The 18,632-nt window shown below is 70.2% G+C and carries 16 protein-coding genes and 1 rRNA gene; 7 read left to right on the top strand and 10 right to left on the bottom strand.

What is annotated here, in order from left to right; genetic code table 11:
* Positions 1-23: 23 nt before the first annotated feature.
* Both EKG36_RS19125 and EKG36_RS19120 read right to left on the bottom strand, forming a co-directional pair.
* A complete protein-coding gene (locus tag EKG36_RS19125) occupies positions 24-1,088 on the bottom strand; it encodes an ACP S-malonyltransferase (protein ID WP_126486875.1) in 1,065 nt (354 codons plus the stop codon).
* Positions 1,085-3,310: a thiamine pyrophosphate-dependent enzyme gene (locus tag EKG36_RS19120; protein WP_126486874.1), complete on the bottom strand. Its 2,226-nt coding sequence runs from the start codon at positions 3,308-3,310 to the stop codon at positions 1,085-1,087. Before EKG36_RS19120 ends, EKG36_RS19125 begins: the two co-directional genes overlap by 4 nt.
* A 99-nt stretch (positions 3,311-3,409) precedes the next feature.
* Between EKG36_RS19120 and EKG36_RS19115 the strand changes: the two genes are divergently transcribed.
* Positions 3,410-4,324, top strand: coding sequence for a LysR family transcriptional regulator (locus EKG36_RS19115; RefSeq protein WP_126486873.1), 915 nt, complete (start codon positions 3,410-3,412; stop codon positions 4,322-4,324).
* Here EKG36_RS19115 and EKG36_RS19110 read toward each other — a convergent pair.
* Entirely contained in the window at positions 4,252-4,806 is a 555-nt protein-coding gene (locus EKG36_RS19110; RefSeq protein ID WP_126486872.1) for an elongation factor P hydroxylase, read from the bottom strand. The two genes, EKG36_RS19115 and EKG36_RS19110, sit on opposite strands and share 73 nt — an antisense overlap.
* Before the next feature lie 78 nt (positions 4,807-4,884).
* Entirely contained in the window at positions 4,885-6,297 is a 1,413-nt protein-coding gene (locus EKG36_RS19105; RefSeq protein ID WP_126486871.1) for an FAD-binding oxidoreductase, read from the bottom strand.
* 163 nt (positions 6,298-6,460) lie between these two features.
* Between EKG36_RS19105 and EKG36_RS19100 the strand changes: the two genes are divergently transcribed.
* Entirely contained in the window at positions 6,461-7,159 is a 699-nt protein-coding gene (locus EKG36_RS19100; RefSeq protein ID WP_126486870.1) for a winged helix-turn-helix transcriptional regulator, read from the top strand.
* Here EKG36_RS19100 and EKG36_RS19095 read toward each other — a convergent pair.
* Positions 7,156-8,577 (bottom strand): FAD-binding oxidoreductase, encoded by a 1,422-nt coding sequence (locus tag EKG36_RS19095; protein WP_126486869.1) that lies wholly within the window; start codon positions 8,575-8,577, stop codon positions 7,156-7,158. The two genes, EKG36_RS19100 and EKG36_RS19095, sit on opposite strands and share 4 nt — an antisense overlap.
* 181 nt (positions 8,578-8,758) lie before the next feature.
* Between EKG36_RS19095 and EKG36_RS19090 the strand changes: the two genes are divergently transcribed.
* From EKG36_RS19090 to EKG36_RS19075, 4 genes are all read left to right on the top strand, one after another.
* A complete protein-coding gene (locus EKG36_RS19090; RefSeq protein ID WP_126486868.1) occupies positions 8,759-10,801 on the top strand; it encodes a BTAD domain-containing putative transcriptional regulator in 2,043 nt (680 codons plus the stop codon).
* 90 nt (positions 10,802-10,891) lie between these two features.
* Complete coding sequence (locus tag EKG36_RS19085; protein ID WP_126486867.1) at positions 10,892-12,343, top strand: MATE family efflux transporter; 1,452 nt, start codon at positions 10,892-10,894, stop codon at positions 12,341-12,343.
* A complete protein-coding gene (locus tag EKG36_RS19080) occupies positions 12,309-13,352 on the top strand; it encodes a DUF3080 family protein (protein WP_126486866.1) in 1,044 nt (347 codons plus the stop codon). Before EKG36_RS19085 ends, EKG36_RS19080 begins: the two co-directional genes overlap by 35 nt.
* Before the next feature lie 117 nt (positions 13,353-13,469).
* Complete coding sequence (locus EKG36_RS19075; RefSeq protein ID WP_126486865.1) at positions 13,470-14,177, top strand: hypothetical protein; 708 nt, start codon at positions 13,470-13,472, stop codon at positions 14,175-14,177.
* Positions 14,178-14,197: 20 nt separating this feature from the next.
* Here the strand turns inward: EKG36_RS19075 and tusA are convergent, their stop codons facing one another.
* The gene (gene tusA / locus EKG36_RS19070; protein ID WP_126486864.1) at positions 14,198-14,449 is read right to left on the bottom strand and encodes a sulfurtransferase TusA; all 252 of its coding nucleotides are present in this window, start codon (positions 14,447-14,449) and stop codon (positions 14,198-14,200) included.
* 49 nt (positions 14,450-14,498) lie between these two features.
* On the opposite strand from tusA, the gene EKG36_RS19065 reads away from it, so the two are divergent.
* The gene (locus EKG36_RS19065; RefSeq protein WP_126486863.1) at positions 14,499-14,786 is read left to right on the top strand and encodes an antibiotic biosynthesis monooxygenase family protein; all 288 of its coding nucleotides are present in this window, start codon (positions 14,499-14,501) and stop codon (positions 14,784-14,786) included.
* Positions 14,787-14,799: 13 nt separating this feature from the next.
* Here the strand turns inward: EKG36_RS19065 and rlmM are convergent, their stop codons facing one another.
* The 4 genes from rlmM to rrf form a co-directional block, all read right to left on the bottom strand.
* Entirely contained in the window at positions 14,800-15,867 is a 1,068-nt protein-coding gene (rlmM, locus tag EKG36_RS19060; protein WP_126486862.1) for a 23S rRNA (cytidine(2498)-2'-O)-methyltransferase RlmM, read from the bottom strand.
* Between the two features lie 46 nt (positions 15,868-15,913).
* On the bottom strand, positions 15,914-16,360 hold the full coding sequence (locus tag EKG36_RS19055; RefSeq protein ID WP_126486861.1) for a DUF2721 domain-containing protein: 447 nt from the start codon (positions 16,358-16,360) through the stop codon (positions 15,914-15,916).
* Between the two features lie 154 nt (positions 16,361-16,514).
* Entirely contained in the window at positions 16,515-18,104 is a 1,590-nt protein-coding gene (locus EKG36_RS19050) for a BCCT family transporter (RefSeq protein ID WP_126486860.1), read from the bottom strand.
* Between the two features lie 414 nt (positions 18,105-18,518).
* Positions 18,519-18,632: ribosomal RNA gene (rrf, locus tag EKG36_RS19045) — 5S ribosomal RNA — on the bottom strand; the annotation flags it as partial.

Below are 18,632 nucleotides of genomic sequence, written 5' to 3'. Positions count from 1 at the left end.
TGTGGAGGAAACCGCCACAGGCCCTAGCCTCCCAGCAGCCAGTCGCGCTGGTCGTCCAGCCCCATGCAGATCAGCCGCGGCTCGTCGGCCTGCATGGCCTGGAAGCCCGCCTTGCCGTCCAGCCCGCGCCAGCCGAGCTGGATCAGTGCCTGGGCGGTGGCACCGCCCAGGGTCGCCCCGGGCCCGGGGATGACGATGCGGTCCGGGGCGAACTCCCGTACCCCCACGCGCAGTGCCGCGCTGAAGTCGTAGGGCGCCACCAGCTGTTCGCCCAGCGTATAGTCCCAGAGCGCCTGGGGGGCGGTGCTCCAGGGCGTCCAGATCTGGCCTCGCCCGTCGATCAGCGGGACCCGGGGGCGGCCGAAGGGCGCGGCGGGCAGCGCCTGCCGCGCCCGCTCGCGCACCGGCGCCTGCAGCGGCGTATGAAAGGCTGCATGCTGGTGCAGGCGCAGGGGAAAGCGGCCGACCGGGGGCAGGGCCGCGATCAGCCGTGACAGGCCCGCCTCGTTGCCGCCTACCACCAGCATCCCCCCCAGCTCGATGGAGCGATACAGCGCGGCCCCGTCCTCGCCGTGGAGACGCTCGATCAACGCCAGCAGCCGGGCGCGTCGCTCCGGACAGGGCCGCCAGTCGTCGTCGACCCAGGGATAGAGTACCTGGCCGCCGAGCATGGCCTCCTGCATCAGCGTGCCCATGGTGCCGACCAGCGCCAGGCCATCGTCGAGTCCCAGTGCCCCGCCGGCGGCCAGGGCCGTGTACCAGCCCATGGAATTGCCGGTGACCGCCACGATCTCGTGGCGCTCGGGGTCGAGGGCGAGGACATCCGCCTGAGAACAGGCGTAGATCAGTGGCGCGGCATGGTCGCCGCGTCCGTGCAGGGCCAGCCGGAACGGGATGTCGCCATCCAGTGCGCTCAGTGTCGGCAGTCCCCGGTCGCGTCGCTGGGCATCGAAGCGGGCCAGCCAGTCGGCGCCGGCGGCACGGCGCCCCAGATAGCCCCACTCCGCGGCGTTGTAGGTGCCACGCCCCGGGCAGACCAGCAGCAGGCGCTCCCGGGGCCCGGCCCGGGTCTCGAGGGAGGCACTCATGAGGCCGACCTCCCCGCCACCGAGACCGCCGGCGGCGATGCCTGGCCGCGCTCGGCGCCGTCCAGCAATCGGCGGGCCTGGCCGGCGATCGCCTCCGCCGACGGCAGGGTCGTCGTGGCCGCCGGGCCCAGCGGGATAAAGCTGTCTTCGGCAGTCAGGCGATGCAGCCGGTCGCCGGCCAGGCCACGCTCCACCAGGGCGGTGATGATCTCCTCGCTGGGCGAGCCGGTCCGCCGGCACTCGTCGACGCACAGCACCTGGGCACAGTCCGCCACCTCGCGATGGATGGCCTCATGGTCGAGGCCGGTCAGCCAGCGCAGGTCGATGATGCGCACGTCCTCGCCCGCCGCCCCCAGCCGGGCCCGGGCCTGATGCGACAGGTAGACGCCGTTGCCGTAGGTGACGATCGCCAGTCGCCGCCCCTCGCCGTCGCGGCCGGGGTGGCCGGCGGGCAGCCGGTGCTCCGGCCCCGGATCGGCGAAGCACCAGCGCAGGTCGCCCTCTTCCAGCAGGTCCCGGGTGTGGTAGCGGGCGATCGGCTCCAGCACCACCACCACGCGCTGCTGCTCGTCGGCGAGTCGCACGGCCTCCTGCAGCAGCCCCACCGCGTCGGCCCCGTTGGACGGACAGGCCACCAGCAGGCCGGGGATGTCGCGCAGCACCGCGACGGCATTGTCGTTGTGGAAGTGGCCGCCGAAGCCCTTCTGGTAGCCGAGCCCGGCGATGCGCACCACCAGGGGGTTGGTGTACTGCCCCCGGGAGAAGAAGCTCAGGGTGGCCGCCTCGCCGCGCAGCTGGTCCTCGGCGTTGTGCAGGTAGGCGAGGAACTGGATCTCCAGCATCGGCAGCAGGTCGTTGTGGGCCAGGCCGATGCCCAGCCCCAGGATGCTCTGCTCGTCGAGCAGGGTATCGATGACCCGGCTGGCACCGAAGCGGGCCTGCAGCCGCTGCGTCACGCCATACACGCCCCCCTTGCGGCCGATGTCCTCCCCCGCCATCACCAGATGGGGGTACTCCGCCATCAGGCGGGCCATGGCCTGGTTGAGCAGCCGGGCCATGGGCGCCGGGGTGGTGTCCGCCACGGCCGGCGCGGCGAGCGCCCGGCGCCGCGAGGGGCGCGGCGGCGGCACGATGCTGGCCATCACCTCGGCGGCGGAGGCCAGCCGGGGACACCCCGCCACCTCCTCGGCCACCCGCGCCACCCGATCGCCGACGGCCCGGTACAGCGTCTCCAGCTCGGCAACGGAAAGCAGGCCATGCCGGCGCAACAGGCCGGCGCCGATCAGCAGCGGGTCGCGGGCCTCGTCGGCCTTGATGCGCGCGGGGTCGAGATAGACCTGCTGGGCATCGGAGCCGGCATGCCCCATCAGGCGCACGCAGCGCATGTGCAGGAACACCGGCTGTCGCCGCCGCCGGGCGAGGCGTTCCGCCTCCCGGGCAACACGATAGGTGTCGAGGGGGTCCAGGCCGTCACAGCTCAGGTAGTGGAGGCCCGGGCGGGCGCGCACGCTGGCCTCGATCCAGCCCTGCGGGGTCGGCGTGGAGATGCCGATGGCATTGTCCTCGCAGACCAGCACCAGCGGCATGGGCACGCCCTGGTAGGCGGCCCAGCCGGCGGCGTTGAGGGCCCCCTGGGCGGTCGAATGGTTGAAGGAGGCGTCGCCGAAGCTGCACAGCACCGCGCTGTCGCTCGGCCAGCGGCCGCCCCCGCCCAGCCGGCGCCACAGGCCCAGGCTGTAGGCGGCCCCCACCGCCTTGGGCAGGTGCGAGGCGATGGTGCTGGTCTGGGGCGGCACCGTGAGGCTCACCGAGCCCAGCACCTTGTGGCGCCCCCCGGACACCGGATCGTCCGCCGCGGCGCAGAAACTCAGCAACATGTCGTGCAGCGGCGTCTGTCCGGGCAGCGCCTTGCTGCGCTGAATCAGGAAGGCGGCATCCCGGTAGTGCAGGAAGGCCGGATCGGCGGGACGGAAGGCCGCGGCGATGGCGGCGTTGCCCTCGTGGCCGGCACTGCCGATGGTATAGAACGCCTCGCCCCGGGCCTGCAGGCGGCGTGCCTGGTAGTCGAGATGGCGGCTGAGCAGCTGCGACTCGAACAGCTCGATCAGCCGGGGGCCATCCAGCCCCGCCGCCTCCAGCTGCCAGGCGTGCCTCGGCAGCGGCCAGTCGTCGCGCTGCAGGGCGGTGAAGAAGGCGTCTTCCAGGGGAAAGGCGATGGCCACGGCCGGACTCCTTGCGAATGAATCACTGACTTGAAGCCTAATCCATCGGCCGGCCAAAGCTGTAATATTGATATCCTGGAGTAAATATAGGCATTACCTATGGATATCCGTAGCCTTCGCTATTTCATCGCCGCCTACGAGTGCGGCTCGATCAGCGGCGCCTCGCGACGCTGCCACGTGGCCCAGCCGTCGGTGTCGACGGCGATCCAGCAACTCGAGGCGCGGCTCGGTGTACGCCTCCTGGAGCGCCATCGCCAGGGCATCACGGCCACCGAGGCAGGGCATCGCCTCTATCCGCTGGCGATGCGGCTGAGCGCCGAACTCCGGGCCATCGATGGCCTGTTCCGGACTTCCACGCCGGCTACCCCGGTGCGGCTGGGCCTGATGCGTTCACTGGGCGCGCACCGCATGTCGCGTCTGCTCAAGGAATACGTCAACCGCGTCGAGGGCCTGGCCCTGACCCTGGTGAACCCGGAGGAACCCTGCGATGCCCGCATCGTCCGGGCGGAGGAGCGGGACGCCCGGGAACACTTCCAGCCGATCTGGCACGACGACTACGTGATCGCCCTGCCCGCCGGCCACCCGCTGACGCTGAAGGCCCGGCTCGCCCTGGAGGATCTCGACGGCCTGCCCTTCATCTGGCGGCATCCCTGCGCCGCCATGGACAAGCTCGGCAAGGCCCTGGATGCGGCCGGGTTGAGCTGTCAGGTGCGTGCCCGGCTACGCACCATCGAGTATGCGCAGGGCCTGGTGGCGGCCGGGGTCGGCGCCAGCCTGGTGCCGGCGTGGCCACAGATTCTCGGGGACCGCGAGCTCGGCTGCCGCCCGCTGGCGGAGGACGCCTTCCACGAGGTCATCGGCATCGCCTGGTCGGAGCAGACGCCATCCTCGGCGCTGGCGCCCCTGCTCGCGCTGGCGAAGGCGTCCTGGGAGGCGGCCGATCAGGCCGGCAGCGGGGCCAGCATCTCGCGCCCGCGGGCCACGGCCGCGTCGTGGGAGAGGCCCTCGCCATAGAAGCCCTCGAGGGCACGCCGGAAGGCCGCCGCCCGACGCGGCAGGCCCTCGGCCTCGTAGCGCGCCGCCCGGGCGGCGACCCGGGCCTGGAAGGCTTCGCGGTCGACCGCCACCTCGCCCAGGTTGTCGACGCTGACGTTGAAGCGCCGCCCGCAGGCCGCGGCGAACAGGCTCTCCAGCGCCTGGGGGGCCACCTCCACCGACTCGAAGGCACGCTGCTGGGCGGCATCGCGCCCGTCGGGCAGGTACCAGTAGCCGTAGTCCTCGAGCGCGCGGCGCCGGGCTCCGGCGATGCACCAGTGGCTGATCTCGTGCAGCGCGCTGGCATAGAAGCCCCGGGCGAAGATCACCCGGTGCCAGGGGGTCTCGACGTCGGCGGGCAGGTAGAGCGGTTCGTCACCGCCCCGCACCAGCCGGGTCCGGTAGGTGGGCAGGAAGAGGCCGTCGAACAGCGCGATGACATCCTCGAGGCGATGGCTCACTCGGGCACCTGGGCGTGGGACATGGGCGGCGTAGTATAGCGAGCCGGGCGCGGCGGCGAAAACCGCCGCGCCATGGGATCACGGGGTCGGGACGATGTTCTGGTTGAGGTGGAAGAGGTTGTCGGGATCCCAGCGCTTCTTGAGCGCCACCAGGCGCGCGTGGACGTCCTCCCCGTAGGCGGCCCGTACCCGGGCCTCGCCCTCGTCGCCGCTGATGAAGTTGACGTAGACGCCGCCGGTGGTGAAGGGCGCCATGGCCGTGAAGGTCTCCCGGGCCCAGGCAATCTGCCGCGCATCCTCCTCCGGGGCCCGCCAGCGGGCCTGGATGTTGAGCACCCAGGCGGCCTGCCGGTGGGGGTAGGGCGTCGAGGCCGCGGGGTGCCGGGCGATCTCGCCGCCCAGGGAGAGCATGCCGATGGAGGACTCCTTGCCGGGCATGCGCCGGGCCCGGTCACACAGCACCTCGACGGCCTCCCCGGTCAACTGGTCGAGATAGTGGCCCTTCCAGTAGTTGCGCGCCCCGGCATTGGCGGTGGCGTCGAACATCGACTGGAAATCGACGTAGGGCCGCCGCGCCACGACGTCGGCGATGGGACGGCCGATCCGGCGCAAGGGCGCCAGCGCGGCCTCGCTGTGGGCGGGGTCGCCGCTGTGGATCATCGCCAGCAGCAGGATCATCTCGCCGTGGAACGCCTCGGGGATGAAGGGCTTGGGCGGGGCATGGCGCAGTACCGGCAGGCAGGCGACCTCGTCGGGGGCCTCGCGCATCACCTCGGCGACAGCGCGCAGCACTGCCGGGGCATCGGCGGCGTCGTGGACCACCGGCCCGGCCAGGACCTCGGGAGGCTGGTCGTGGAGCGCGAACTCGAAGGCGGTGGCGACGCCGAAGTTGCCCCCGCCGCCGCGCAGGCCCCAGAACAGCTCGGCATGCTCGTCGGTGGCGGCACGCAGCCGCTCGGCCTCGGCACTGACCAGCTCCACCGAGCGCAGGTTGTCGACGGTCAGCCCGAAGCGCCGGGACAGGTAGCCGAAGCCGCCGCCCAGGGTGAGGCCCGCCACCCCGGTGGAAGAGATGAAGCCACCCGGCGTCACCAGGCCATACGCCTGGGTCTCGCGGTCGAGGTCCGCCAGCAGGGCACCCGGGGCGACCCGGGCGATGCGCCGCCGGGGATCGACCTGTACCGCCGCCAGGGTCGAGAGGTCGAGCATCAGGCCGCCCTCGCAGACCGCATGGCCGGCCACGTTATGCCCGCCCCCGCGCACGGCGACCGCCAGGTCCTGTTGCCTGGCGAAGCGGACCGCCGCCATCACGTCCTCCGCGCACTGGGCCTGGACGATCACGGCCGGATGGCGGTCGATCATGGCATTCCAGATGGTGCGTACGGTGTCGTAGCCCGGCTCGCCGGGCAACAGGACGGGCCCGCGCAAGGCGCCGCGCAGGGTGGCGAGCTGTGTCGACGACAGCCGGGGCCGATGGCTGAGGGAATCCATGGTCGTGCTCCCGGGACGACGCGGTCGTCCCTGCTCGGGTACCGGCGCTCGATTGGGGCGGCCGGCACGTGAACGGATGGCGTACCCTCAGCCTGGGCCCTCCCCCGCCCTCCGACCAGTTCGAAATTTGTACCCTGCGGAACCGTGGACTAGCGTCAGGGACATGACCAAGGGCTATGGCCAGTTCTGCCCGGTGGCCAAGGCCGCCGAGATCGTCGCCGAGCGCTGGACGCCGCTGGTGATGCGCGAGCTGCTGTGCGGCAGCCACCACTTCAACGACCTGCGCCGGGGCGTGCCCTTGATGTCGCCCTCGCTGCTGTCCCAGCGCCTCAAGCGGCTCGAGGACGAGGGCCTGGTGACCCGTCGCGAGGCTCCCGGCGGCGGCAGCGAGTACCGGCTCACCGAGGCCGGTGAGGCCCTGCAGCCGGTCATCGAGTCGCTGGGCGCCTGGGGCAAGCGCTGGGTGCGTCGCCAGGCCGACGGCGACGATCTCGACCCCGGACTGCTGATGTGGGACATCCACCGTCGCCTGAGGATCGATCGGTTTCCCGCCAAGCGCACGGTACTGCACGTCGAGTTCACCGACATGCCCGCCAGGCGGCGTTTCTACTGGCTGGTCATCGACCGCGGCCAGGTGGACGTCTGCCTCAAGGACCCCGGTTTCACCGTGGATCTCAGCCTCGCCGTCCCCCTGCCCGTGCTGACCGACATCTGGCTCGGCGACCGCTCGCTCCAGGCCGCCCGGCGCAATGGCGAGCTCGACCTGCGGGGGCCCGCCGAGCTGCGTCGCCGGCTGGCCGGCTGGCTGCGGCTCAGCCTGTTCGCCGGGGTCGAACGGGCCGCCCCCGGCGAAGCCCCCTAGGACGAGGTCGCCGGCGGGATGTTCTGGTTGAGGCGGAACAGGTTGCCGGGGTCGTAGTGCGCCTTGATCCGCGCCAGCCGATCATAGTTCTGGCGATAGTTGGCCGGCACGCGGTCGCCATCGTCGGCCGACATGAAGTTCACGTAGCCCCCGGCCTCGACATGCGGCTGCAGGGCCCGATAGTAGGCCCGCCCCCAGGCGAGGTGGCGCTCGTCGTCGGCCGCGTCGCGCCAGCTCGGCCCCAGCACCGTGGCAAAAGCCGCTTCCCGGTAGGCGAAGGCCGTGGCCTCGGGGGCGACCCGCCGGCAGGCGCCATCGATGGGAAACAGCAGCGTTGCGGTCTCGAGGCAGGGAATCCGCGCCCCATGCTCCAGGTGCACGGCGATCGCCTCCTCGTCGAGGGGGCCGGAGAAGCAGCCCTTCCAGTAGTGGCGCAGGCCCGCCGGCAGCAGCCCATCGAAGAGGGTGTTGATCACCGGATAGGGCATGCGCTGCAGGGCCTGGCCGATCACGGGCCCCAGGCCGTCGAGCTGCTCGCGGATGCCATCGTCCTCGGGCGTGGGGCCGCTCCAGCAGGTCAGCACGACGATCACCGGCTGGCCCTGCCAGCGCTCGGGCACGAAGGGCAGCGGCGGCCCCAGGGTGATGCCGAGGATCGTCCCCAGGGCCTCGGGCGCCCGGGCGATCAGGGCCTGGTAGCGACGGATGACCTCGGCGTCGAGGGGATAGAAGGTCGGCCCGCCGAGGATGTCGGGCACCTCGTGCAGCCGGTACTCGAAGGAGGTGACCACGCCGAAGTTGCCGCCACCGCCGCGCAGCGCCCAGAAGAGATCGGCATGCGCGTCCTCGCTGCAGGTCAGGAAGCCGCCGTCGGCGGTGACCACATCCGCCGAGAGCAGGTTGTCGCAGCTCAGCCCGCAGCGCCGGTTCAGGTAGCCGAGTCCCCCGCCGAGCGTCAGTCCGGCAATGCCGGTGGTGGACACGATCCCGCCCGGCGTCGCCAGCCCGAAGGCTGCCGTGGCGTGGTTGAGGTCGGCCCAGGTACACCCGGCCTCGGCGCGCACCCGCTGTCCCGACGGATCGACGCGGATGCCCCGCAGACGGCCGAGGTCCAGGACCAGGCCATCGTCGCAGGTGCCGAACCCGGGCACGCTATGGCCGCCTCCCCGGACCGCCAGGGGCAGCGCATGCCGGCCGGCGAAGGTGACCGCGGCCATCACGTCGGCGACCCCCGCGGCCTGGACGATCAGCCGCGGGTGGCGATCGTGCATGGCGTTGTAGACCCGGCGTGCTCCGTCGTAGTCCGCGTCGCCGGGTGCGATCAGGGTCCCGTGCAGGCGTTCCGTGAAGGCAAGGAGCGCATCGGCGGCCGGTTCCCGGGGGCCGGCCTCTCGCGTGTCAACGGCTGTCGTGGCCATGTTCCACCTCCTGGCTCGTCGAGGCATGCCGCTTCGTGCGGCGAGGCCCCGGACGGCCCTGTCCGAGGGGCTATACCCCGGTTATAGCCGCACCTCGCCCCCGGGACGTGACAAGACCGTGACCGGCGGCTTAGCGGCGCCCCGGGCCAGCACATAGACTGAAGGTAGGAGGCGCGCCGCCATGACCCTTCATCTATCGCTGCTCGGAGAGTTCGCCTGTCACTCGGCGGAGGCTTCGCCGATCGCCTTCCCGACCCGCAAGGCGGAGGCCCTGCTCGCCTACCTCGCGGTGTCGCCCGGACGCCGCCATTCCCGAGACCGGCTGGCGGGGCTGCTGTGGGGGGAAATGCCCGATGCCCAGGCCCGCACCAACCTGCGCAAGGCCCTGTCACGGCTGCAGCAGGCGTTGCCGGCGTCGGCCCGGAAGGCCCTCGCCGTCGACCGACGCGAGCTGGGCCTGGCGGCGTGCGAGGTCCGGGTCGACCTCGAGGCCTTCGATCGCCTGCTGAGCGACGGGACCCCGGAGACCCTGGAACGGGCCCTGGCACTCTACCGCGGCCCCTTCCTGCAGGGCATGGCCGACTGCGGCGAGGCGTTCGAGGAGTGGCTGCTGGCACAACGCCTCGCCCTCGAGGAGCGGCGCCAGCAGCTGATGCATCGCCTGCTCGAACACTATGTGGTGACCGGTGCCATCGATCCCGGCATCCAGCTGGCCCAGCGGCTGCTCGCCGACGATCCCCTGGACGAGGGGGTACACCGCACCCTGATCCGCCTCTACCTCTATCAGGACCGGGTCGGCGCCGCCCTGGCGCAATATCGCCGCTGCCGGGAACGGCTGCTCGAGGAGACCGGCAGACGGCCAGGCCATCAGACCGAGCGTCTCCGCGAGACGCTGCTGGCCCTGCAGCCGGGCAACCCGACGCCGGCGACGCCCGCGCACGGCGAGCGGGATGACCTGCCCGAGCGCTCCGGCGTCATCACCACGGCCGCCCGGGAGCGGGCCCGGCGACGTGCCAGGGGGGGCGGCTGCCCGTCCCTGGCCGTGCTGGCCCTGGCCACGGACGACGCCATGGACCGTCACCTCGGCGATGGCCTGGCGGAGGATATCGCCACCGAGCTTGGCCGCTTCCGCGAGCTCGAGGTCATTGCCCCGACCAGCGCGCTGGCCTATCGCGACAGCAACGCCGCGCCGCAGCGCATCGGCAGCGAGCTCGGCGTGAACTACCTGCTCGAGGGACACCTGCAGCGACGCGGCGAGCGCCTGAGGCTGACCGCTCGCCTGCTGTCCACCGAGGATGCCCACCAGGTCTGGGCGGAGCACTACGACTGCCAGGGCGAGGCCTGCTTCGAGGTCCAGGACGAGATTGTCGGGCAGATCGTCGGTCGCCTGGTCGGCGGGCTCGAGGCCGAGCGGCTGCGCCAGGCGCGTCGCCAACCTCCCCGGGACTGGCAGGCCTATGACCTCTGGCTGCGGGGCTGGCACGCCCTGCGCCGCCCCGAGCTCACGGCCATCCAGCAGGCCCGGGGCTTCTTCCGCCAGGCCCTGGCCCAGGACCCGCAGCTGGCCCGGGCCTATGTGGGCCTGGCCCTGGCCCACCTCAACGAGTGGGCCTGCTATGCCTGGGGTCACTGGGTCTTCCTGCAACACGAGGCCCTGGAGCTCGCCCGCAAGGCGGTCGGCCTCGACGAGCACGACCATCGGGCCCACTGCATGCTGGGCCTGGCCGAGCTCTATGCCCGGCACTACGACGTCGCCCACCGGGAACTCATCCTGGCGCTGGAGCTCAACCCCAACGATGCGGATGTCCTGGCCCACGCCTCCTTCGCCCTGGCCCTGGCCGGCGATCCCCAGCAAGGGGTGGCGGCGGCCCGCCGGGCCCTGCGCCTGGCGCCCTACCGGCCCGAGTGGTACGCCGGCATGGCGGGCATCGCCTTCTTCAGCGCTCAGCTCTACGAGGAGGCCATCGCCACCATGGCCACGGCCCCCGAGGCCTTCTGCAACACGCCCGCCTTCCTCGCCGCGGCCCATGCCCACCTCGGCCAGCCGGAGCGGGCGGCCGGCTATCGGGACACCGTCTATCGCCACTATCGCTACCAGGTCTCGCGGGGCACCTTCCCTCCCGGTATCGGCTGCCTCGACTGGCTGACCGCGCTCGACCCCTATCGGCGCGAGGCCGATGCGGCCCACTATCTCGAGGGACTGCGACGAGCGGGATTCGAGTAGCCCGGCGTCCCGTGGCCCCTGATAGACTATCCGGTCCGCCCCGACGGCATGAGGCCCGGGGCCGTCTCGTCCCCGCATGGAGCATGCCCCTTGGCCCCGTTCACCGCTGACCTGCTCGCCGTCACCCGCCAGGAAACCCGCCCCCTGATCCGCCTGGCCCTGCCCATCTGCGGCGCCCAGCTCGCCCAGGCGGGCATGAGCGTGGTGGACGTGATGATGACCGGCCGCCTGAGCGCCACCGACCTGGCGGCGGTGTCGGTGGGCTCGAGCCTGTGGTTGCCGCTGATGCTGTTCATGACCGGCACCCTGATGGGCCTGACCCCGGTGGTGGCCCACCTGCTGGGCGGTGGTCGGGGAGGCATCCGCGACAACGTGCACCAGGCGTTATGGATCGGCGTGACTCTGGGCATCGTCGCCGCCGTGCTGCTGTGGCTGGCGGTGATGCCGGTGTTCCGGCTGATGGCGGTGCCCGAGGAGGTGGCGCGCCGCTCCGCCGGCTACCTGGCCGCGGTGGGCATGGGCATGCCCGGCGTGGCGATCTTCCAGGCGCTGCGCGCCTTCTCGGACGGCATGAATCACACCCGGCCGGCACTGTGGATCAGTCTGGTGGGACTGGCGGTGAACATCCCCAGCAACTACCTGCTGATCTATGGTGGCGCGGGGCTCACCGCGCTGTTCGGCGAGGGACTGCCGGGGCCGCTACAGGCCCTGCCCGCCCTGGGGGCGGTCGGCTGTGGCATCGCCACGGCGTTGTCCATGTGGGTGATGAGCCTGACCATGATCGCCTATACCCGGCGCAGCCGCGCCTATGGCGACGTCGAGCTGTGGCGCTGCCCCACTCCGCCGCGCTGGCGCATGATCGGTGAGCTGCTCTACGTCGGGGTGCCGATCGGGGTGGCGATCTTCGTCGAGGTGACGTTGTTCACCCTGATCGCGCTGTTCATCGCCAGCCTCGGCGAGGTGACCGTGGCGGCCCACCAGGTGGCCCTGAACTACACCTCGTTGCTGTTCATGCTGCCGCTGTCGCTGGGCATGGCCCTGACCGTCCGGGTGGGGCACACCCTCGGCCAGGCACGCCCCGGGGCGGCCCGCCTGGTGGCCTGGAACGGCATCCTGATCGCCGTGGCCGTGGCGCTGCTCAACAGCCTGCTGCTGTGGCTGACGGCCGAGCCGGTGATCGCCCTCTACACCCACGACCCCGCGGTGATGCAGCTGACCCTGTCCCTGGTCGGTCTGGCCATGCTCTACCAGGTCTCCGACTCCCTGCAGGTCAACCTGGCCGGCGCCCTGCGTGGCTACAAGGATACCCGGGTGATCATGCTGATCACCCTGCTCGCCTACTGGCTGGTGGGCCTGGGCGGCGGCCATTGGCTGGGCGAGTATGGGCTGTATGGCTGGGTCCCCCCGCTCGGGGTGTACGGCTACTGGATCGGGCTGATCGCCGGGCTCACCGTGGCCGCGATGCTGCTCGGCGAGCGCTTGAGACGACGAAGCAAGGCGGTGGCACATGGCGATATGGAACTTCCCGATCTCCGGGGCTGAGGGCCGCCGAGCCGGCTGGTGGGGCACGCTGCTGCTGGTCCTGCTGCTCAGCGGCTGCAGCGACGGCCCCGCGGAGACGCTGCTGGTGGACTATCAGCGGCGCCTGGCGGACGCTCTCGCCCTGGCGCCACCGTCCCCCGGACGCCCGATCAACATCGCGGCCTTCCCCGAGCCGGAGGCACGCCTGTTTCCCCTCGGCGAGACCCGGGAAGGCATGCTGGCGGTCTTCGCCCTGCGCGACTGCCATATCGCCAACCTGATCGCCGCCCGCAACAACCAGCTGGGCCGAGTGGCCGCCCCGAGCCAGCGCTGGCTCTACGAGCTCGCCCTGTGGCGTCGCCTGAGCGGCTGCTGGAACACCGAGGTCCCGCAGCGCCTCGGCGAGGCCGACCGGACGCGCCTGGCGCGCCTCACCCGGACCAAGACCGAGCAGCTGCCCCGGGCGAGCTGGAATGCCGTGTTCGACTCCAGCGAGTGGGTCGGCAGCTTCTCCCGGGCCAGCGCCCCCCTGGCGCCGGACGCGCTGTCGGCGGTCGAGTCACAGCTGCCCGCGCTGCACTACCTGCACGAGGCGGTCCTCCATCAGTTCGATCGCCGCTGGCCCCCGGACTCCGCCACCCTCGAGGGCCATCTCGAGACCCTGCAGACGCGTCCGTTGACTGCCGAGCTGCTGCGTGCCCTGCTGCTGGCCGAGCGGCGCCTTGAGGAGGCCTCGGCGCTGCTCGAGACGGCGCTGGCCGACGGGACGCGCTGCACCGACCTGACCACCGCCACCGGACACGACCGGCTGACCCGCTGGCTGGACGGGCTCCAGCTGCAGTCACGACGCTGGCTGCTGGGCCTCGACCGGCTGATCGAGGCCCAGCTCGTCGACCCGCCTCCGGCCGTCGCCGCCTACCGCCAGCGTTGGCTCTCCGTGGAGGCCGACCAGGCGCCCTGGCCCGCGCTGGTGGCGGCCCGGGAGCGCCATCGCGGCTTGCGTTTGGCCATGATTCGTCACTGTGGTTGACCCAGAGGCTTAACCTCGGTCACCACTCTGTGCTATTGATGGAAGGACAGTGACGTTGTGCGCTGCCGACAGGCCCAACCGCCAATGCCGTGACCACGCAGCAGCAGGAGGGACTTCATGGGTATCCCGCTGTCACACCGCCCCGCCCGGGTCATCGACCTGGACACCATGCGCCAACGCCAACAGGCCAGGAAACGCCTGGTCCGTCTCGCGCCCGAGCTTGACGGCCTGGAGATGGTCTATCGGCTGCCTTCCGAATCCGAGGCCTACTACGGCATGCCCCTGCTGGCCTGGGGGCTACGGGATGACGGCGAAGTGGTCGGCCTGGTGCCATGGATGGAAAGCCTGACGCCCTGCCAGATGCTGGATGACCCCGAGCATGGCCATTTCATCGGTTACCGGGATCCGGAGACCGAGGAGCTGTTCGAGGAGCCGCCCGAGCACAAGGTGCTGGAGCTGGAGCAAGCCGCCGCCTACTTCGAGTATGAGGAGACCGAGGAGGCGACCCTGATCCAGCAGTTGCCGGAAACCCAGGGTACCCACGCACTGTGCATGGACGAGAGCGGGGCCCCCTGGCAGCTCAAGCAGGTATTCGGCTGGCGACTCTACAGCGACGGGGCAATCGAAGCCCTGCTGGCCGACGAGCGCCTGGTCGAGTCCACCCCGATCCTGCCCGGCGATGCCTGCCTCTACCCCGGCCACAGCCGCCACCGGGTGGTCTACTTCTTCCAGCGGCAAATCGCCAACCGCATCCGCCGCGAGGATCCCGCCACCCTGGAAGCCCTGGCCCTGATGGTCATGCCCGATGCCGACCAGCGGGAATGAGGCCGGCTCCGGGTCACGGCTCAGCCCAGCCGGATGAAGTACAGGTAGCGGCCGTCGTCCTCCTGCTGCTGCAGCAGTTCATGGCCCAGGAAGCTGCAGAACTTGGGCACGTCCCGGGTGGTGGCCGGATCGCTGGCGATCACCTTGAGGACCTCCCCCGGCTGCATGTCGCGCACCTTGTTGTGCATCAGCATGATCGGCTCGGGGCAGTAGAGACCCGTGGTGTCCAGTTCGGCATGGCAAGCGGGCAGTGAATTCGCGGAATCAACCATCGATGACCTCGCCTAAGGAATAGAGTGAAAGCGTCTAGGGAGCTAGTGGATGATCAAGATCATTATCGAACGTCGTATCATGCCCGGGCTGGAGGAAGAATACGAGGAGGCGGCCCGCGAGGCCATGCGCCAGGTGCTCGGCGCCTCGGGCTTCGGGGGCGGCGAGACCCTCGTCGAGAAGGGACACAGCGATCGGCGCCTGATGATCACCAAGTGGCGTGACCTGCGGGCCTGGAAGGAGTGGCGTGACAGCGAGCAGCGCAGCCGCGTGATGCAGCAGATGCTGCCCCTGCTGACCGAGGACGAGAACGTCCGCATCTACGAGCCGAGCTACTGATCCCCTCCCCTCGTCAGTTCAGCAGCCGGACATGCACCGTCACCTCTTCACGGTCGTGATAGAGGTGGCGGCAGGCGATTTCCGCCTTGACCCCGGCCTCGCCGAGGGCGGCATCCAGCCGGGCCAAGCCCTCCGAGACGGCCTCCCAGCGCCGCTTCATCGGCAGCTTGAGGTTGAACACCGCCTCCCGACACCAGCGGCGCGTCAGCCAGCGCTCGACCATCGAGATCACCCGCGACGGCTTGTCGACGATGTCGCAGACCAGCCAGTCCAGCCGCGACGGCGGCGCCCAGACAAAGCCATCCTCGCGCAGGTGTTCCACCAGGCCGGTCGCCATGAGCTTGCGGTCCATGGGGCCATTGTCGATGGCGAAGACCTGCATGCCCCGATGCACCAGCTGCCAGGTCCAGCCGCCCGGTGCCGCGCCCAGGTCCGCCGCCTGCATCCCTTCGCCCAGGCGGTCCTGCCATTGGTCACGGGGCACGAACTCGTGCCAGGCTTCCTCGAGCTTGAGGGTGGAGCGGCTCGGCGCGTCATGGGGAAAACGCAGGCGGCGGATGCCACCGGCAAGCTCGCTGCGATTGCCGGGAAAGCTCATCCCCAGCTGGACCCGGTCCCCCTCGGTCCACAACAGGTGCAGGCGCCGGCCACCGGCCTTGCGCCGCAGGGCCCCGCGCTTTCTCAGCGTCGACTCGAGGGGCCGCTTGAGGGCCTTGATCAGCCCGGCCAGCGCCTTGGCCTCGTTGGTATCGGGCGTTTCCTGCCACAGCGATTCGAAGCTCCAGCCGCTCGCCACGACCTGTTCGACGATGGGCGTGAGGCGATCTTCCCGTGACAACGCTTCCAGGGGCTCCAGCGCGACCAGGCTCTGTCGGGCAAAGACCAGCGAGGCCAGTGGCAGGGCCCGATGCAGCACATTGACGGGGCGCTCTTCGCTGACCACGAAGCGGACATGACCGGCGTGAGGCTCGGCACGGGGGTAGCCCTGCCAGCCCAGCGAGGCCGCCTTGGTGGCAACCTCGCTGGCCAGATCGGCCTCGAAGCCGGGGCGACAATAGAACAGCAACTGCTGGGGGGTCATGTGGCCTCCTGTGAAGGCCGCCAGTCTAGCCGGGCGCACACCCTGCTCACAAGCCGCGCGGGGGCTCCTCGTCTTCGTTGGAGGGCTTGCCGGCATGGCGCGTGCGGCTCAGCATCTCCATGTCCTGCAGCTGCACATTCAGGGCATTGGTCGAGATCTTCACCTCCCAGAGGGAGAACACCAGCGACACCGACAGGCTGATCAGGCTGACGCCGAACAGCAGCATGCCGAGCAGCTTGAGGGACAGGAAGAGCGCGAACATCGATAGCGTGCAGAGCAGGAAGCTCAGTACGCCCGCCATCTGCATGCGCTTGGTCAGGGTGATCCGCTGGCGCAGCAGCAGGATCTGGCGCATCGCCACCTCGTGATGAGCATCGCGCTCCTCTTCGGCCAGCTTGCGAATCAGCTGGGCCAGGGTCAGGAAACGATTGGTATAGGCCAGCAACAGCAGGGAAATGGCGGGAAACAGCAGGGCCGGCGTGGTCAGGGTCAAGGCACTCTCCGGTATTCGACTTTGGTCGCATTATACGCCATTCTTCGCCCGGGGCCGAGTGGAGGGCCCTGCCCCCCAGGCACGGCGTGCCGGGGGGCAGGTACGGGGCCCTGGCGCTGCGGTACCGCCGCCCGCGCGGTGAGCCTCCCGGCGCTCAGCTCTCCGGGGACGAGGCCCGGTGGGCGGCCAGCAGGCCCTGCTCCTGGGCCATGGCGATGGCCGCCTGAGGCCCGGTCCACAGCGACGGCAACAGCACCAGCGAGACCGGAATCGCGGTGATGACGATGAACTGCTGGAGCGCGCTGATCTGGCCGGCGCCCATGTAGAGCAGGACCGCCGCCATCAGTGCCATGGCGATCCCCCAGAAGGCCCGCACCAGGACGTTGGGCTCGTCGTGCCCGGAGCCCACTACCGAGATCGCGTAGCTCATGGAATCGCCGGTGGTGGCCACGAAGATGGTGGTCAGCAGCAGGATGGCCAGCGCCATCAAGGGCCCTCCCGGCAGCGCCTGGGCCACGGTCAGGGTGGCCACGTCGAACTGGAAGTCGTTCAGGGCAGCGGCCAGGTCGATGGCACCGGTCAGCTGGTAATGGATGCCCGAGCCCCCCAGCAGGGTGAACCACACCGTGGTGGCGATGGGCGCCATGACCGCCACGGCAAGGATCATCTGGCGGATGGTGCGTCCGCGCGAGATCCGCGCCACGAAGATCGCCATCAGCGGGCCGTAGCCGATGAACCAGGCGAAGAAGAACACCGTCCACCACTGCATCCACCAATCGGGGGCGGTCTGGGCCGTCATGGTGGCCATGGTGAAGAAGGACGTCAGGTATTCACCGAAGCCCCGGGTGAAGGCATTGACCAGGAACTGCGTGGGGCCGAAGAGGAAGATCACCGCGGCGATGGCCAGCGCCAGGAAGACATTGAAGCGGCTGAGGACCTGGATACCGCGATGGATGCCGGTCATGGCCGAGGTGACGTAGACGGCGCCCAGCGCGACCAGGATCAGCAACTGGGTGCCGTAGCCCTCGGAGACGCCGAACAGCTCATGCAGGCCGAAGCTGACCTGGGTGGCCAGGAAACCGATCGGGCCCACGGTGCCCGCCACCACGGCGATCACGCACAGCGCATCGACTACCCCGCCGAGCCATCCCTTCACCAGGCGCTCGCCCAGCACCGGCATCAGCAGGGTACGCGGCTGCAGGGGCTGTCCCTTGACGTAGTGGGCATGGGCCAGCACCACCGCGGTCAGAGAGCCCAGCACCGCCCAGGCCAAGAAGCCCCAGTGCATGAACGACTGGGCCAGGGCGCCGGCCACGGCCTCCGGGGTGCCCGCCTCGGTCTCGAAGGCCGGTGGCGTCACCACGAAATGATAGATCGGCTCGCCGGCGGCGAAGAAGACGCCTCCCCCGGCCAGCAGGGTGCACATGATGATCGACAGCCACTTGAAGGTGCTGAGCTCGGGGCGGTCGAGGTTGCCGATCCGGGCACTCGCCACCGGCGAGAAGGCCAGCCCCATGGCCACCAGGAAGGTCAGCAGCAGCAGCAGCTGGAAATAGCTGCCCAGGGTACTGGCCGTCCAGGCAAAGCCGCTGGCGATCCCGCCGGCCACCATGTCGATGTCGTACAGCGACAGGGCCAGGAAGCCGAGGATGAAGCCGACACTCAGGCCAAGCACCAGGGGATCGCCCAGGCGCCTCGCGGACTGGGTCTCGGGGGTCGAGGGTGTTGCGTTGGTATGGCTCATGCGCTTGATACGGCCGGAAACACCGGGGTCGGCCGTGCTCTCCTCTGTGGCAAGGGTGAGTGTGGAGTCATGGCATCAAGGATGCGGTGGCAAGGGGGAGGTGGTCACCCTGCCTACCACGGATGACGCCCTGTCATGTCGCCGACGTGGCCCGGAAACTCAGGAAGGGGGGAAGCAAGAAAGCCCCCGAACTCATCGAGCTCGAGTTCTCCTTAGCGGCTGGCAAAGGCGCCAGAATGCAAAGACCCCGAGTTCTCTCGAGCCCGGGGTCTGTTCCGAATCATGGTCCGACAAGATTGGGGCTGCCCACGGAATAGGCTGAGGTCTATGCTCCATGGAAGGCCCTGACATCATTATCCAGGCAGATATGAAAAAGCCTCGGTGCTTTCGCACCGAGGCTTTCTCGGAATAAGTGCCTGACGATGACCTACTCTCGCATGGGGAGACCCCACACTACCATCGGCGCTGAGCGGTTTCACTGCTGAGTTCGGCAAGGGATCAGGTGGTTCCCGCACGCTATGGTCGTCA

The organism is Halomonas nitroreducens (assembly GCF_003966155.1).
GTDB classification, from domain to species: Bacteria; Pseudomonadota; Gammaproteobacteria; order Pseudomonadales; family Halomonadaceae; genus Halomonas; species Halomonas nitroreducens.
The sequence above is the reverse complement of the archived record's forward strand: the minus strand, read 5'-3'. Positions and strand labels throughout refer to the sequence as shown.